Here is a 16,604-nt window from a genome sequence, read left to right on the forward strand (position 1 = left end):
ACAGGCTTTTCCCACACAAAATTGGTGGGTCTGGGCAGATTCGAACTGCCGACCTCACCCTTATCAGGGGTGCGCTCTAACCAACTGAGCTACAGACCCAATTTCGGGCTGTTTCTATCGTCTTCTTCAATGAATCAAGCAATTCGTGTGGGTGCTTATGGTGCAGCTGAGTCGTCGATTAAGGAGGTGATCCAGCCGCAGGTTCCCCTACGGCTACCTTGTTACGACTTCACCCCAGTCATGAATCACACCGTGGTAACCGTCCTCCCGAAGGTTAGACTAGCTACTTCTGGTGCAACCCACTCCCATGGTGTGACGGGCGGTGTGTACAAGGCCCGGGAACGTATTCACCGCGACATTCTGATTCGCGATTACTAGCGATTCCGACTTCACGCAGTCGAGTTGCAGACTGCGATCCGGACTACGATCGGTTTTGTGAGATTAGCTCCACCTCGCGGTTTGGCAACCCTCTGTACCGACCATTGTAGCACGTGTGTAGCCCAGGCCGTAAGGGCCATGATGACTTGACGTCATCCCCACCTTCCTCCGGTTTGTCACCGGCAGTCTCCTTAGAGTGCCCACCATTACGTGCTGGTAACTAAGGACAAGGGTTGCGCTCGTTACGGGACTTAACCCAACATCTCACGACACGAGCTGACGACAGCCATGCAGCACCTGTCTCAATGCTCCCGAAGGCACTCCTCTATCTCTAAAGGATTCATTGGATGTCAAGGCCTGGTAAGGTTCTTCGCGTTGCTTCGAATTAAACCACATGCTCCACCGCTTGTGCGGGCCCCCGTCAATTCATTTGAGTTTTAACCTTGCGGCCGTACTCCCCAGGCGGTCAACTTAATGCGTTAGCTGCGCCACTAAAATCTCAAGGATTCCAACGGCTAGTTGACATCGTTTACGGCGTGGACTACCAGGGTATCTAATCCTGTTTGCTCCCCACGCTTTCGCACCTCAGTGTCAGTATGAGCCCAGGTGGTCGCCTTCGCCACTGGTGTTCCTTCCTATATCTACGCATTTCACCGCTACACAGGAAATTCCACCACCCTCTGCCCTACTCTAGCTTGCCAGTTTTGGATGCAGTTCCCAGGTTGAGCCCGGGGATTTCACATTCAACTTAACAAACCACCTACGCGCGCTTTACGCCCAGTAATTCCGATTAACGCTTGCACCCTCTGTATTACCGCGGCTGCTGGCACAGAGTTAGCCGGTGCTTATTCTGTCGGTAACGTCAAAACAATAACGTATTAGGTTACTGCCCTTCCTCCCAACTTAAAGTGCTTTACAATCCGAAGACCTTCTTCACACACGCGGCATGGCTGGATCAGGCTTTCGCCCATTGTCCAATATTCCCCACTGCTGCCTCCCGTAGGAGTCTGGACCGTGTCTCAGTTCCAGTGTGACTGATCATCCTCTCAGACCAGTTACGGATCGTCGCCTTGGTGAGCCATTACCTCACCAACTAGCTAATCCGACCTAGGCTCATCTGATAGCGCAAGGCCCGAAGGTCCCCTGCTTTCTCCCGTAGGACGTATGCGGTATTAGCGTCCGTTTCCGAGCGTTATCCCCCACTACCAGGCAGATTCCTAGGCATTACTCACCCGTCCGCCGCTCTCAAGAGAAGCAAGCTTCTCTCTACCGCTCGACTTGCATGTGTTAGGCCTGCCGCCAGCGTTCAATCTGAGCCATGATCAAACTCTTCAGTTCAAACATCTAACTGGGTTTTGAGAAAACCCTAAACTTGGCTCAGCAATCGTTGGTTACATCTTTGATTTCTCGCGGAGTAACTTGGGTTGCTGATAATCTGTTGACTTCAGTCTGACACCACAAGCACCCACACGAATTGCTTGATTCAGTTGTTAAAGAGCGGTGGGTTGATTCTTTCGTCTCACCCGAGGCGCGCATTCTACAGCGCCCTCTGTAACTGTCAAGCGATTATTTTCTGAAGTTTTCCAAGTTTCCTTATCAACTTCAATCACTTGCGCTTCGATCAACTCTGCGTTGCTCGTCAGCGGGAGGCGAATTCTACAGCGTTACAACCGCGTGTCAAACTCTTTTTTCTCACCGCTGTCGATTCAGACAAACTCGACCGACTTCCTCGCTGACCTCATTCGATAAACCTTTGTAACTCATTGAACTACAAGGCTTTTTCGTTTCCGTCTGCGCCGGAATTGGGGCGAATTATAGACACCTCAACGAGCGCGTCAACCGTTATTTTCAGGTTTTTGCCGGCCGACTGGCTCCGACATTAACAAGACGCGGGATTCGCTTAGCAATTACGGGGATTCGCAGCAAAAGCAGCCCTGCCCCTATTGCCGCATAAAGCGCCCACTCCTTGAGATCGGCCCGGACAATCCAGAACATATGCAGCAAACCAAGCCCGAGAATCACATAGATCAACCGATGCAGCTTCTTCCAACGCGCGCCCAACCGGCGCTGACTGTATCGATTCGACGTCACCGCCAGCACCAGAAGACAGAGAAACGCGAGCGCTCCGACAATAATATAGGGCCGCTTGACCAACTCGACGCCCAACTGCCCCAAATCCAGCCCAAGAACGAAGAGCGTATACATGGTCATGTGCAAAGCCACATACGCAAAACACCAAAGGCCCAACTGCCGACGTACCACAATCCAGAACGGCCAGCCGCTCAGCTTCTGCAGCGGCGTCATGGCCAGGGTGATCAACAGCAGTATCAGCGCCCCCAACCCGAAGTTCTCGACCAGCGCCTTGCCCGGATCAGGACCCAGCGCAAATATCCAGGCCTGATAAAGCCACAGGACGGGCGCAACACAGGCAGCAAGAAATACGCAAAGACGTAGCAACGGATAGCGCATCAATAGTCCTTCCGCAGATCCATGCCTGTATAGAGAGAAGCCACCTCCTCCTCATAACCATTGAACATCTTTGTATCCATGACATTGGGACTGAACAGCCCGCTTGGCAGACGTCGTTCGCGGGCCTGGGTCCAGCGCGGGTGATCCACGGTCGGATTCACGTTGGCATAGAAGCCGTACTCATTGGCCGCGATGCTTTGCCAGGTCGTTTTGGGCTGCTCGCTTACCAGGCTTATGCGCACAATGGATTTCACGCTCTTGAAGCCATACTTCCATGGCACCACCAACCGAAGGGGCGCGCCGTTCTGATTGGGTAATTCGCGGCCATACATCCCTACCGCCAGAATCGCCAGTGGATTCATCGCCTCATCCAGACGCAGCCCTTCTACATAAGGCCAGTCAATCAGTGCGAAATCGGAGCGCTGTCCGGGCATCGACTTGGAATCTTCAAGCGTCTCGAAACGAATGTATTTGGCCTTGGACGTCGGCTCGACCTGCTTGAGCAATGCCGAGATGGGAAAACCAATCCACGGAATCACCATCGACCAGGCTTCCACGCAGCGCAGACGATAGATGCGCTCTTCCAGCTGATAAGGCTTCATGAAGTCTTCGAGTGCGTAGCGCCCCGGCTTACCCACTTCACCATCGATCACCACACTCCACGGCTCGGTTCTCAAGGAACCTGCGTTTTTCGCCGGATCGCCCTTGTCAGTCCCGAACTCATAAAAGTTGTTGTAGTGCGTCGCGTCCTTGAAAGGCGTGATTGCCTCGCCCTTGACGTCCACCGCCTGCCATTTGGTGTCGGGAAGTTTTTCAGCAAACCAGCCCGGCGCCTTGCCCGCCTCCACATCGGCGTAACGGGAAGGGTCTGCAGCACTGGCCCAGCGCGGCAAGGCGCTCACGGCCAATCCGGCCAGAGAACTGGCCATCAGCGTACGTCGGGAAAGGTAAATGGATTCAGGCGTAACGTCGGACTCTTTGGAGTCGGACGCAGAAGGAAGCTTTATTAGCATGATGACTCCGCAGCCTAGGGGAACTGATGCACCAATAGACTACGGAGTATGGGGGAAAATAGATCAGTTGGAGGATTTGTGGCGACGAAGACGCAACAAATACTGAGCTGGACCCGATAGCGCGTAACCGAGGAAGATCAGCAGCAGAATACGCGGCGGATCACTGAACACCACAGCGAATACCAGAACCACTGCCAGAATCGCAACGAACGGTACGCGCCCTCTCAGATCCAGCTCCTTGAAGCTGTTGTACTTGATGTTGCTGACCATCAACATACCGGCACCGGCCACCAGCAGCGCGACCAGGAACGACAACTTGGAACCCTGAATGCCGAAGTCGCTGAACGCCCAGACAGTACCTGCCACCACACCCGCAGCAGCCGGACTGGCCAGCCCGATGAAGTAACGCTTGTCAGCCTTGCCCACCTGAGTGTTGAAACGCGCCAGACGCAACGCCGCACCGGCCACATAGATGAAGGCAACCATCCAGCCGACCTTGCCCATATCGCCCAGCGCCCAGCCAAATGCCAGCAAGGCAGGCGCCACACCAAAGGCAACCATGTCGGACAGCGAGTCGTACTCGGCGCCGAACGCACTTTGCGTGTTGGTCATGCGTGCCACACGGCCGTCGAGACCGTCCAGCACCATGGCCACGAAGATGGCGATGGCGGCAAAGGCGAAGTACTTGCTGGCACCTGCCGTATCACCTGCGCTCAAGGCGCTCTGGGCGCTCATGGAACTGATGATGGAATAGAAGCCCGCAAACAGATTGGCGGTGGTGAACAGATTGGGTAGCAGATAGATGCCGCGGTGACGGACCTTGCGGCCTTCGTCATCGTGCCCTTCTTCAACGTGTTCATCGATTGGTAGCAGACTTTCAGCGTCAGAGGCCTTGTTCGGCTCTTCAGGACGTTCGCTCATGGACATTACCTTGCAGCGGTTTGAAAAGGTTCGACAGATGTCTGCGACGAGGGTTCGTCGGCAAACGATGCAGCTTTATACCAGAGCCAGGCCCCATAACGAAAAAACGCGGCCTGTTGGCCGCGTTTTTTCATGAACTGAAAGAGGTCAGTTCTTGTCCTTGTCGACGATTTTGTTCGCCGCGATCCAAGGCATCATCGAGCGCAGTTTCTCGCCGATGATTTCGATGCCGTGCGCAGCGTTGTTGCGACGCTTGGCGGTCATCGATGGGTAGCCGGTAGCACCTTCGCTGATGAACATCTTGGCGTATTCGCCGTCCTGGATGCGCTTCAGAGCGTTGCGCATGGCCTGACGGGATTCAGCGTTGATGACTTCAGGGCCCGTCACGTACTCGCCGTATTCGGCGTTGTTGGAGATCGAGTAGTTCATGTTGGCGATACCGCCTTCGTACATGAGGTCAACGATCAGCTTCAATTCGTGCAGGCACTCGAAGTAAGCCATTTCCGGCGCGTAACCGGCTTCAACCAGGGTTTCGAAGCCAGCCTTGACCAGCTCGACGGTACCGCCACACAGAACAGCCTGCTCGCCGAACAGGTCGGTTTCGGTTTCGTCCTTGAAGGTGGTTTCGATGATGCCGGTACGGCCGCCGCCAACGCCCGAAGCGTAGGACAGCGCGACGTTCTTGGCGTTGCCCGAAGCGTCCTGGTAAACAGCGATCAGATCAGGAATACCGCCGCCCTTTACGAACTCGGTACGCACGGTGTGGCCTGGAGCCTTCGGCGCGATCATGATCACGTCCAGGTCAGCACGTGGCACGACCTGGTTGTAGTGAATGGCGAAGCCGTGGGAGAAGGCCAGCGTTGCGCCTTTCTTCAGGTTCGGCTCGACTTCATTCTTGTACAGCTGGGACTGGAACTCGTCCGGGGTCAGAATCATGACGAGGTCGGCAGCAGCGACGGCGGAAGCAACGTCAGTCACTTTCAGGCCATGAGCTTCAGCTTTGGCGACAGTGGCTGAACCCTTGCGCAGGCCAACGGTGACATCAACGCCGGAGTCTTTCAGGTTGCACGCTTGAGCGTGGCCCTGGGAACCGTAACCGATGATGGCAACTTTCTTGCCCTGGATGATCGAAAGGTCGCAGTCTTTGTCGTAAAAAACTTTCATGGAAATCCCCTGTTATCTTGGCCGTTCAGGCCATTTGCTTAATGAGTTAAACGCTCAGCACTTTGTCGCCACGGGCAATGCCCGTCACGCCACTGCGTACTGTTTCCAGGATGGCGGCAGTGCCGATGGCCTGAATGAAGCTGTCCAGTTTGTCGCTCGTACCGCTCAACTGCACGGTATAGACGCTGGCGGTCACGTCGACGATCTGCCCGCGGAAGATGTCCGTGGTGCGCTTGATCTCGGCACGCTGTGCGCCGGTGGCCTTGACCTTGACCAGCATCAGCTCGCGCTCGATGTGCGCGCTTTCCGACAGATCGACGAGCTTGACCACTTCGACGAGCTTGTTGAGGTTCTTGGTGATCTGCTCGATCACTTCATCATGGCCCACGGTGGTCAGCGTCAGACGCGACAGGGTCGGGTCCTCGGTTGGCGCGACCGTCAGGCTTTCGATGTTGTAGTTACGCTGCGAGAACAGCCCGACGACACGAGACAACGCACCCGGTTCGTTTTCCAGCAGTAGGGAAATGATGTGCCGCATGATTATGTCCGCTCCGTCTTGCTCAACCACATATCGCGCATGGAGCCGTCCTTGATCTGCATCGGATAGACGTGCTCGGTGACATCAACCTGAATGTCGAGGAAGACCAGACGATCAGTCATGGCAAAGGCTTCTTCCATTTTCGGCTTCAAATCTTTCAGGTCAGTGATGCGCATGCCGACGTGGCCGTAAGCTTCGACCAGCTTGACGAAGTCAGGCAGCGATTCCATGTAGGAGTGGGAGTGACGAGCGCCGTAGCTCATGTCCTGCCACTGGCGAACCATGCCCAGTACGCCGTTGTTGAGCAGAATGATCTTCACCGGCAAACCGTACTGCAGGCAGGTCGACAGCTCCTGAATGTTCATCTGGATACTGCCCTCACCGGTCACACACGCAACGTGCGCATCCGGGAAGTTCAGTTTGACGCCCATGGCTGCCGGGAAACCGAAGCCCATCGTGCCCAGGCCACCCGAGTTGATCCAGCGGTTCGGCTTGTTGAAGCGGTAGTACTGAGCCGCGAACATCTGGTGCTGACCCACGTCGGAGGTGACATAGGCATCACCCTTGGTGACTTCGCACAAAGTTTCGATCACGGTCTGCGGCTTGATGACCGAGCCATCGCCACGGTTGTAAGGGAACAGGTCGCCGCCTGCACGCCACTCGTCGATCTGCTTCCACCAGGCAGCAACGGATGCCTTGTCAGGTGTCTCGCCGATGTCTTTGAGGGTGGCGACCATTTCGGTCAGCACGCTTTCGACAGGCCCGACGATTGGCACGTCGGCCTTGATGGTCTTGGAGATCGAAGCCGGGTCGATGTCGATGTGGATGATCTTGGCGTTCGGGCAGAATTTGCTCGCGCCATTGATGACCCGGTCATCGAAACGCGCGCCGACTGCGAGGATCACATCAGTGTGGTGCATGGCCAGGTTGGCGGTGTAGCTGCCGTGCATGCCGAGCATGCCCACGAACTGACGATCCGTGCCCGGATAGCAACCCAGGCCCATCAACGTATTAGTGACCGGCGCGTTGAGCAGTTGAGCCAGCTCGGTCAATTGCGCCGAGGCATTGCCCATGATCACGCCGCCGCCGGCATAAATGATCGGACGCTTGGCCGCCAGCAGCATTTCGACGGCCTTGCGGATCTGACCGGAGTGGCCGCGAACCGCCGGGCTGTAGGAACGCAGCTTGGCTTTCTTTGGGAAGACGTATTCGAACTTCTCGGCCGGGTTGGTCATGTCCTTCGGAATGTCGACGACGACAGGACCAGGACGACCGGATTGCGCCAGATAGAATGCTTTTTTCAGGATTTCCGGGATTTCGGACGCATGCTTGATCATGAAGCTGTGCTTCACGATCGGACGGGAGATACCGATCATGTCGGTCTCCTGGAACGCATCGGTACCCACCAGCGTACTGGCGACCTGACCAGACAGAACCACCATTGGAATGGAGTCCATGTAAGCGGTCGCGATACCGGTGATTGCGTTGGTTGCACCCGGACCGGAAGTGACCAGTACCACACCCGCCTTGCCGGTCGCACGTGCATAGCCATCGGCCATGTGCGTAGCAGCCTGCTCGTGGCGAACGAGGATATGGCTCACAGCCGGTTCTTTGAACAGGGCATCGTAGACATGCAGGAGAGCACCACCCGGGTACCCATAGATGTGCTCAACGCCTTCGTCACGCAAAAAGCGGACGATCATTTCAGCGCCAGATAAAAGCTCCACGTTGTTCACCTCTAAAACGCCAGAATACCGCCCACTCCGGGACGGGTCTTAATAGGTTTACTGCCAAGCAGAGCATGAGCGACGGTGGTCGCCGACTACGTCAGCACTGACTGAGCAAGTATTGGGATGCCCCTGAGTGTTGCGGAACATTCCCACCCAGCGCGAGGTAACGCGTTGCGGGTGTTACAGGTCGGCGCGGGTGTGCGCCTCATGATCTACCGAGAGGGTCTGCTTCTGGCAGTCCTTCTACAGCGAACTTTGGATTGTTGTGATTCGCCCCCCTCAAGTCAAGTCATCGTTGAGCTTTCTTGTTACCAAGGCCCTGAAATTGCACTGTTTCAGACTGAAGCGCACCGTTATGGTAGCTTTCCTGTGGCATAGACATTTCAAGGAAACACCATGCAATGGATGATCTTCGCTGCCGCGCTGGCCATGGCAGCGAGCACGAGCAGTCAGGCGGCACCCATCTATAAATGGGTGGACGCCCAGGGTGTCACCCACTTCGACGCCCATCCGCCTGCGGACAAAGAGGCGCAGCAGATCAATGTGCAAACCCCACAGCCTTCGTCTACACCCTCGCCTTCTGCCACCTCACCATCGGATGACGCCCAGCAACGCGCCGTCGATGCAAAAGTGAAGGCTCAGGTAAAGGTGCAGGAGGCGAAGCGGGAGGAAAGCTGCGAGGGGCTGCGCAACAACCTTGCGCAGTTGCAGAACAATCCGCGGATTCGGGAGCAGGTCGGTGGAGAAATCAGGCGTCTCACGGAAGAAAACCGCAAGACGCGCATCGAAGAGACGGAGAAAGCCATCAGCGAGTACTGCCGCTAGGCAGCACCCGGTCAGCTGACGGCAGTGATCAATTGATCGAAACGGGCCAGATTTTGCTGCAACAGTCTGGTTTCGCCCAAGCGCCCGGAATAGACCATCTCAGCCATTTCCAGAATCCCGGACGCATTGGGCAGCGGCAGGTCGCGCTCGAGGATGATCTTCATCCGCGGCAGGAAAATCCACTGCAGCCACTGCGCAAATTCCAGCGTGTCCACACAGAAAGGCTCCTGACTGGACAACGCCTGCTCGCTGGGCGGTGTGGTTTCCCACCACCCCAGCACCCGAAGCTCCCGCTCGATCAACAGCAACTGTTCGGCAATCTCAGGAAAGCGCTCGTCCATCAGCGGGCCTTTTGACGCGCCAGTGCCGCACCGGCAGCGTCGCCCTGCTTCTCGCGGGATTGAGCGATCAGTTCCCACAGGCTCGCCTGAAGGCTGGCGCGACCATTGGCATACGTCAGACCACGACGCGCGAGCTGCTCGGCCTGGGCTGCATCGCCCTGGGCCAGGCGAACCTGCGCCAGACGGTAAAGCACTTGCGGTTCGCGAGGCGCGACACGCTGGGCACGTTCAAGACTGGACGATGCACCGTTCAGGTCACCCCCGCTCTGCTGTTGCTGGGCGGTGGTCAGCAAGGCCAGTACCGGACCATCCAACTGCTCGTCTTCGGAAAGACCTCCACCGCTGGACGGAATCCCGGTAGGTGCCGATGAAGGCGGCATGCTGTAACTGGTATTGCCGGAAGGCGCAGGGTTGACCGGAGCCTGGTTGACTGGCGAGGTGTCGATAGCGGGTGCGTCGACACTGAAAGGAGCCTGACTGGCCGGCGGCGAGAAAGTCTGCCCCGGATTGCTGCCACCAGCGCCAGGGATCATCACCACGACACCTGAGTCCTGCGGCACTGCCTGTGGTTGAGCCTGAGCCGTGTTTGTCTGGTTCGCGCCATTACGCGACGCAGAGACACGTTCGCCGTTTGACACTTTCGAACTCGAATCCACAACCGGAATCGAGCCGCGCTCCACACTGGCGCAACCGTTGAGCAACGCCAGAGTCGTTAGAGCTGGAATCCACCATTTATTCACTTCAAACCCTCATTGCTTAGTTCAACCACCCCTTGACCCAGTCCATCACCTCAGTGGCAGGTGCCGGAGTGCCGCCGCATGTGGCGCCGGGCTGGGGTTCACTGCCGCGAATATACGGCATCTGTACGGCATTCGGGCAGCTGGCATCAGAACCCTGTCCGGTCTGGGCGTTGACCCAGGCCTGGACGACGTTATCCGGCATGGCCATGTCCAGTGGCAACGGATCGGCCTTGCGCATGAAACTGGTCCAGACCTGCAACGCACCCGTGGCACCGGTGAACGGCGTCTTGCCGTTATCGTCGCGACCCATCCACACCACGGCCAGCAGGTCCTGACTGAAGCCGGCGAACCAGCTGTCACGCGAATCGTTACTGGTACCTGTCTTGCCCGCGAGGTTCAGCGAGGCGGGCAACACGTTATAGACCGACTTGCCCGTACCTTCACGCATGACGCGCTGCATCGCATTCTGCACCAGATAAATGGCGCCCGGATCGAAGCGCTGCTCGATCTGGAACGGATAGCGCTTGAGCGGCTCGCCTTCTGCGGTCAGCACACTGCGAATACCGCGCATCGGCGTGTTGAAACCACCGCTGGCAATGGTCTGGTACATGGTGGCGACTTCCATCGGCGTCAGCCCGCCAGCGCCCAGCAGCATGGACGGATAGGCAGGCCACTCCCGCGTCACACCCAGCTTCGCCAGCGTCTTGAAGACGGTAGGAACACCCAGTTCAAGGCCCAGCTTGGCGGTGGACAGGTTGTAGGAATGCGCCAGCCCCTGATACAGGAAGATATTGCCGTGTGACTTGTGATCGTAGTTCTGGGGTTTCCAGACCTGGCCATCAGCGCCCTTGACCTGAAACAGTTCATCGGCGATCCAGCTGGTCAGCGTGTACTGACTCGGACGCTCAAGCGCGGTGAGGTAGATGGCCGGCTTGACCAGCGAGCCGATGGGCCGCACGGCGTCGATGGCACGGTTGAAACCTGCAAACCCTGCCTGACGACTGCCCAACAGGGCCTGCACTTCACCGGTTTCCGGGTTGGTCACGACCATTGCCGATTCAACATCGTCGGAACCCTTGCGCCCGGCCAGCCGCTTGAACGTATCGTCCATGGCCGCCTGGGACTTCATCTGCAGGATCGGGTCGAAGCTGGTGAAAATCCGCAGCCCCTCTTCGGTCAAGTCTTCGTCGCGGTAGTCTTCACGCAATTGACGCTTGACCAGATCCAGGAAGGCGGGGAACGAGCTGTCGGCCAGCGTACCGGTCTTGGTCACGCCCAACGGCATCTTCTTGGCTGCCGCCACGACTTCAGCGGTGGCAACGCCTTGCTGCTCGAACAGATCAAGCACCAGATTACGGCGCTCGAGCGCGCGCTCGGGATTACGACGCGGGTTATAGAAGGAGGGCCCCTTGACCAGCCCGACCAGCATCGCCACTTGATGGATTTTCAGCTCGGACAGAGGCTGACTGAAGAAGTACTGGCTGGCCAGACCGAAGCCATGCACTGCACGCTGACCATCCTGACCGACGAACACCTCATTGAGGTAGGCCTCGAGGATCTCCTGCTTGCTGTAATGGATCTCCAGCAGCACGGCCATCATGGCCTCGGTCAGTTTGCGCGAGAGACTGCGCTCGTTGGTCAGGTAGAAGTTCTTCACCAACTGCTGGGTCAGCGTACTGCCGCCCTGACGCATCTGCCCCTGAGACGTGTTGACCCAAATGGCGCGCGCGATGGATTTGGGCGACACACCGAAGTGGTGGTAGAAATCACGGTCTTCAACCGCTACCAGCCCGTCGAGCAGGTATGGCGGTGCCTGATCCAGCTTGATGAGGATCCGGTCTTCAAGATTCTTGGGGTAAAGACCGCCTATCAGCAGCGGTTCGAGACGAGCCACAGCCAGCTTGCTGCCGTTGCCGGACGACAGGTCGGCAACGTAATCACCGGAGAAGCGCACGCGGACCTGCTGGGCCGGGTCGGTGCCTTCGTAAAACTGGAAGCCACGGGTATTGAGGTCGACTGTGTTGCCGTTGACGGCGGCAGCGCCAGGACCGTTTGCCACGCTTTCGCGGCGGTAGCCCAGCGCATCGAGTTCGATGAGAAAGTCATCGCGACTGAGCTTCTGGCCAACGAACAGCTCCAGCGGACGCGCGTAGACCTTCGCAGGAATCGTCCAGCGCTTGCCGGAGAATTTTTCCTGGACGATCGCGTCAAGGTAGATGGCCAGTCCAGCCACCAGGACCAGACCGACAATGCTGAGCTTCAACGCCCAGCCCAGCCACTTGCGCAGGCTGCCGGAGGGTTGTTTTTTCGAGGGACGAGAGGTGCGGGATCGAGTCATGGGCGCGGATTATACGCACTTTGCATGGCTTCGACAGACGCCCGAGTCGGCGGTTTGCAGCGTCGCGCCAAGCGGCCATAATGGCCGCATCTAACAGTTACATTTTTTGAATCCATTCCTGAAGGATCGCCCGTGAGCCAGTCTTTGATCGCAGCCCTGCAAAATCCCGCTCTTTTCCCACATCCGGTAGAAGATTTTCAGGTTATCGAAACCCATATCTCATGGGTATTGCTCACCGGCCCCTACGCCTACAAGATCAAAAAGCCCGCGAACTTCGGCTTTCTCGACTTCACCACGCTGTCGTCGCGCGAGCATTTCTGCAACGAAGAACTGCGCCTGAACCAGCGCATGACCGACGATCTGTATCTCGAAGTGCTGCCGATTACTGGTTCTGTCGAAGCCCCGCAACTGGGCGGCAGCGGTGAAGTCATCGAGTACGCGCTCAAGATGCGTCAGTTCTCGCAAGCCAACCTGCTGAGCACCCTGCAGGCTAACGGCGAGCTGACCGCCGGGCATATCGACGAACTGGCGATCCAGATCGCCGGGGTTCATGAGCAGGCACCACGCGTCATGGCTGACACTGATCTCGGTTCGCCCGACAGCGTCATGGCGCCAGTGCTGCAGAACTTCGAGCAGATTCGCCCTCTCATCAGCGAAAAATCTGATCTGACTCAACTCGATGCCTTACAGGCATGGGCAGAATCGAGCTTCGAGCGCCTCAAGCCGTTGATGACTCAGCGCAAGGCAGAAGGTTTTATCCGCGAATGTCATGGCGACATCCATCTGGGCAACGCGACCGTGATCGACGGCAAGGTCGTTCTGTTCGACTGCATCGAGTTCAACGAGCCGTTCCGCAAGACCGATGTCTATGCCGACATCGGCTTTCTGGCCATGGACCTGGAAGACCGCGGCTTGAAATCGCTTTCTCGACGCCTGATCAGCCTGTATCTGGAAAAGACCGGCGACTATGACGGCCTTGAACTGCTCAACTTCTACAAGGCCTACCGGGCCATGGTGCGCGCCAAGGTTGCGCTATTCAGCCAGCCCGCCGACGCCGACGGCGTTCAACGTGCTGCGACCCTTCGCCAGTACCGCAATTACGCGAATCTGGCCGAGAGCTACAGCGCCATTCCGTCGTGCTTTATGGTGGTGACCCACGGGGTTTCTGCTGTCGGCAAAAGCCATGTCGCCATGCGTCTGGTCGAATCGCTGGGCGCGATCCGTCTGCGTTCGGACGTCGAGCGCAAGCGCATGTTCTCCGATGAAAGCACCGCGCTTTACGGAGATCAGGCCAGCAGCGCGACCTACAATCGTCTGCACGAGCTGGCGGGAAAAACATTGCGCGCAGGCTTTGCCGTCGTGATTGACGCCACCTATCTCAAGCACGAACAGCGCGTTGCAGCCGCCAAAGTGGCCGAAACCACTGGCGTACCGTTCCTGATTCTGGATTGCGAAGCGCCGGACGCCGTTATCGAAGGCTGGCTGGCACAGCGTCAGGCGCAGAACTCCGATCCTTCGGACGCGACCATGGACGTTATCAAGGCCCAGCAGGCCAGCCGCGAGCCACTGACCGAGGAAGAAATCGTCTACAGCAAGCATGTTGCGACCAACCAGAGCAGTGATCTGGACGGCCTGATCGACCAGTTGCGCCAGCGTCTGCCCGGCCTCTGAGATCAAGGCTCAGCCGTTGGGCAGGTAGTGCTTCACGGCTGAGTAATGGTGGCGATATACTGGCGCCATAATTCCAACGCAAACCACGAGGCCATCATGAGCCAGCCCAAACAGATCGACTCACCGCTTTACATCATGCTGCGTAGAGACGACGTCGAAGGCTTCAACCAGGAAAAGCCGAAGACCGGCACCATCGACATGGCCGGGGGTGATTTCCGGGGTCTGGATCTGCGTGAACTGGATACCACCGGTATCGATTTCACAGATGCCTACTTCCGCTCGGCCGATCTTCGCGGTCTGGATTTGCGCAACACACCGATGGAAGGTGCGAGCATCGCGCATGCGCAGATATCGGGCGCTTATTTCCCGGCAGAACTCACGGCAGACGAAATTCTGATGTCTGTGAATTTCGGTACCCGACTGCGCTATCGCACTCGCTGAGCATTGCTTTTCAGCTATTGCTCTTGAAACACCGTCTGAACCGGTATGCGCAACGCCTGCCGGATGTGAGCGGTTTTTTGTTCGTTCATGCACGTCCTGCGACGCCCTCCCCCTTGCTGCCCAATGCTTTTTGGCATCGATTTCTAGCACCTGACATACGGGGAAAAGAACTGTTGACTTACAAATGAGAATCGTTATGATTATCACATCCGGTCGCGAGACTGGATGATAACTGAAAGACCTTGGTTCGGACTTTCAGATTATCTCCTCATCAGGCTAATCACGGTTTTTGACCCGGCTCTTTGCCGGGTCTTTTTTTTGCCTTCGAAAGATGCTTAGTGACCTGTCGATGCGTACAAGCCAAGCCTTCCCAGCAGGTCATCAAGCAGACTCGATCCGCCCAGCCGTACTCGCTCACTTACTATCCAGTGAGCTCCAAACCTGGCATGAGCCAACTGGATGAAAAGCCTGGCGTCTTCGAAGGTGCGAAGCCCGCCTGCGACCTTGAAGCCGACCTGCCCGCCCGTGTCGGCAATGGACTCCAGCATGATTCGCGCAGCCTGGGGTGTTGCGTGACGCGCGGATTTGCCGGTGCCGGTCTTTAGAAAATCAGCCCCCGCTTCGATGGCCGCGCCGCAAGCCGTATGAATAACTTCCGAATCTCTCAGTTCGCCGGTCTCAAGCGTGGCCGTCAATTTGACCCGCCCATCGAGCCGGGATCGGCAGGCCGAGAGCAGATCCATACCGGTCTGCTGATCGCCGCCGAGCAACGACCTGAAGGGATAGACCACATCGATCTCGTCGGCACCCGCAAGCATGGCCGCGCGCGTCTCGGAAGCCGCTGCCTCGGGATCCGTTCCCCCGTGGGGAAAGTTGACCACGGCCACAACCCGGACCTGATGCGCCCGAAGTCGATCCAGCGTCGTACGCGCCAGACAGACAAAACGCGGAGAAACACAGACTGCGGCTACAGGCCCCAGCGGCGTCAGTGCCCGCTGACAGACCCCGATGATGCGCTGTTCGGTGTCGTCGTGATTGAGGGCGAAGAGCTCCATCAAGGCTATGGCCTGGCGTGCCAGTTGCTCATCATCGGCAGTGATCGCTGTCATGGGTAGATCGCTCGCAAAAACGGGAGCGAGACGATATACGAGCCAGCGCTTCGGAAGGACGCGCCCTTGCAGCTCGGGACAAGTACCACGTCAAACAAGGAAAAATCCGATGCTACCGAATGCCTGGGTCCTGCCTGGGTCTGGCAACTGTGTACCAGACGTAGTCGGCACTTCCCTCGGCAATCTCATCCCCGATCTGAGCCAGCAGCAACACGAGCGGCGCGGCGCCCGTATCAAGGTCCGCAATGTGCAGGGGCGCGCCCGCATCCTTGCGCGCATGCCAGAAACCCGCGATCAGAATTGCGGGCGTCGGTGCGTCGAGCAGGCTTTGAGCCAGACGTCGATCCCGCTGCTGCTGCACAGCCAGCGTCGCCGCCTCCTGACCTTCAGGCAGAAGGCCTTCATGCGAGGCACGCAGATGCCCCATCAACAGTATCTGCACTTCAGGAGCGTTAGAGCGCGAACCCGGAAGTGCAGGAACGTGCTGATAAATCGACTTTACTTCGCCCAGATCGAGATTGGCTGACAGCAAGGGATAAGGTTGAGCCAGCACAAACCGCACGACCGGACCATGCAGGGTCCAGTTCCAGCCCGATTGCCACTGCAAGGCTGCGGGCAGGTCCACAGGCCCATCTGACTGGGTAATCTGCTCTCGGACCGAGTCGACAGAGGCCTGCTGGTTCGGGCTCAGCGTTTCGAGCAGCACACTCCCTTGGGCTCGCTGGTCGGCCAGCACCTGCAAAAGCCATAATTGCACGGCATGGTGATCGGGGTTGTCGTGCTGTTGGCCCACCAGAACCCTGGGGGCGGCAGCGAGGCGCTCGGCAAGCTGCCTGCTTGTCAGCACCAGGCCACTCTGGGTGTCACGAATCATTCCTGAATCCAACTGCTCACGTGTGGCCCGAAAATCCAGGCATCAGGCAACA

14 protein-coding genes, 1 tRNA gene and 1 rRNA gene are annotated in these 16,604 nt (G+C 57.6%); 3 read left to right on the forward strand and 13 right to left on the reverse strand.

Annotation, left to right across the window (positions count from 1 at the left end; genetic code table 11):
- Positions 1-22: 22 nt before the first annotated feature.
- The 8 genes from CFBP1590_RS22240 to CFBP1590_RS22280 all read right to left on the reverse strand — a co-directional run bounded on the left by CFBP1590_RS22240 (position 23) and on the right by CFBP1590_RS22280 (position 8,210).
- Positions 23-99, reverse strand: a tRNA-Ile gene (locus CFBP1590_RS22240).
- 80 nt (positions 100-179) lie between these two features.
- Positions 180-1,716 (reverse strand): 16S ribosomal RNA (locus CFBP1590_RS22245).
- A gap of 510 nt (positions 1,717-2,226) precedes the next feature.
- Entirely contained in the window at positions 2,227-2,847 is a 621-nt protein-coding gene (gene msrQ, locus CFBP1590_RS22255; RefSeq protein WP_058431535.1) for a protein-methionine-sulfoxide reductase heme-binding subunit MsrQ, read from the reverse strand.
- The gene (msrP, locus tag CFBP1590_RS22260; RefSeq protein ID WP_058431534.1) at positions 2,847-3,860 is read right to left on the reverse strand and encodes a protein-methionine-sulfoxide reductase catalytic subunit MsrP; all 1,014 of its coding nucleotides are present in this window, start codon (positions 3,858-3,860) and stop codon (positions 2,847-2,849) included. The genes msrQ and msrP overlap by 1 nt, the downstream gene beginning before the upstream one ends.
- A 63-nt stretch (positions 3,861-3,923) precedes the next feature.
- On the reverse strand, positions 3,924-4,781 hold the full coding sequence (gene pssA, locus CFBP1590_RS22265) for a CDP-diacylglycerol--serine O-phosphatidyltransferase (RefSeq protein ID WP_004879900.1): 858 nt from the start codon (positions 4,779-4,781) through the stop codon (positions 3,924-3,926).
- Positions 4,782-4,928: 147 nt separating this feature from the next.
- Positions 4,929-5,945, reverse strand: coding sequence for a ketol-acid reductoisomerase (ilvC, locus tag CFBP1590_RS22270; RefSeq protein ID WP_002552076.1), 1,017 nt, complete (start codon positions 5,943-5,945; stop codon positions 4,929-4,931).
- A gap of 46 nt (positions 5,946-5,991) precedes the next feature.
- Complete coding sequence (ilvN, locus tag CFBP1590_RS22275) at positions 5,992-6,483, reverse strand: acetolactate synthase small subunit (RefSeq protein ID WP_004879902.1); 492 nt, start codon at positions 6,481-6,483, stop codon at positions 5,992-5,994.
- A 2-nt stretch (positions 6,484-6,485) separates the two neighbouring features.
- Positions 6,486-8,210, reverse strand: coding sequence for an acetolactate synthase 3 large subunit (locus CFBP1590_RS22280; protein ID WP_004879904.1), 1,725 nt, complete (start codon positions 8,208-8,210; stop codon positions 6,486-6,488).
- 399 nt (positions 8,211-8,609) lie between these two features.
- On the opposite strand from CFBP1590_RS22280, the gene CFBP1590_RS22285 reads away from it, so the two are divergent.
- Positions 8,610-9,038 carry a DUF4124 domain-containing protein gene (locus CFBP1590_RS22285; RefSeq protein WP_004879907.1) on the forward strand — a complete coding sequence of 143 codons (429 nt, stop codon included), beginning with the start codon at positions 8,610-8,612 and terminating at the stop codon, positions 9,036-9,038.
- An 11-nt stretch (positions 9,039-9,049) separates the two neighbouring features.
- On the opposite strand, the gene CFBP1590_RS22290 is transcribed toward CFBP1590_RS22285, so the two are convergent.
- The 3 genes from CFBP1590_RS22290 to mrcB are packed head-to-tail and all read right to left on the reverse strand — an operon-like array spanning position 9,050 to position 12,457.
- Positions 9,050-9,379: a YqcC family protein gene (locus CFBP1590_RS22290; protein ID WP_088235933.1), complete on the reverse strand. Its 330-nt coding sequence runs from the start codon at positions 9,377-9,379 to the stop codon at positions 9,050-9,052.
- Complete coding sequence (locus CFBP1590_RS22295) at positions 9,379-10,119, reverse strand: hypothetical protein (RefSeq protein WP_029244487.1); 741 nt, start codon at positions 10,117-10,119, stop codon at positions 9,379-9,381. Before CFBP1590_RS22295 ends, CFBP1590_RS22290 begins: the two co-directional genes overlap by 1 nt.
- A 16-nt stretch (positions 10,120-10,135) precedes the next feature.
- Positions 10,136-12,457 carry a penicillin-binding protein 1B gene (gene mrcB, locus CFBP1590_RS22300; protein ID WP_029244486.1) on the reverse strand — a complete coding sequence of 774 codons (2,322 nt, stop codon included), beginning with the start codon at positions 12,455-12,457 and terminating at the stop codon, positions 10,136-10,138.
- 132 nt (positions 12,458-12,589) lie between these two features.
- Here mrcB and CFBP1590_RS22305 point away from each other — a divergent pair, with 132 nt between their 5' ends.
- Positions 12,590-14,128: a bifunctional aminoglycoside phosphotransferase/ATP-binding protein gene (locus tag CFBP1590_RS22305; protein ID WP_088235934.1), complete on the forward strand. Its 1,539-nt coding sequence runs from the start codon at positions 12,590-12,592 to the stop codon at positions 14,126-14,128.
- A gap of 96 nt (positions 14,129-14,224) precedes the next feature.
- Positions 14,225-14,569, forward strand: coding sequence for a pentapeptide repeat-containing protein (locus CFBP1590_RS22310; protein WP_029244484.1), 345 nt, complete (start codon positions 14,225-14,227; stop codon positions 14,567-14,569).
- A gap of 335 nt (positions 14,570-14,904) precedes the next feature.
- Here the strand turns inward: CFBP1590_RS22310 and deoC are convergent, their stop codons facing one another.
- Both deoC and CFBP1590_RS22320 read right to left on the reverse strand, forming a co-directional pair.
- Positions 14,905-15,678, reverse strand: a complete 774-nt coding sequence (deoC, locus tag CFBP1590_RS22315; protein WP_088235935.1) for a deoxyribose-phosphate aldolase — start codon at positions 15,676-15,678, stop codon at positions 14,905-14,907.
- 112 nt (positions 15,679-15,790) lie between these two features.
- Positions 15,791-16,552, reverse strand: a complete 762-nt coding sequence (locus tag CFBP1590_RS22320; RefSeq protein WP_088235936.1) for a ChaN family lipoprotein — start codon at positions 16,550-16,552, stop codon at positions 15,791-15,793.
- Between the last annotated feature and the right edge of the window lie 52 nt (positions 16,553-16,604).

This window comes from Pseudomonas viridiflava (genome assembly GCF_900184295.1).
GTDB lineage: Bacteria > Pseudomonadota > Gammaproteobacteria > Pseudomonadales > Pseudomonadaceae > Aquipseudomonas > Aquipseudomonas viridiflava.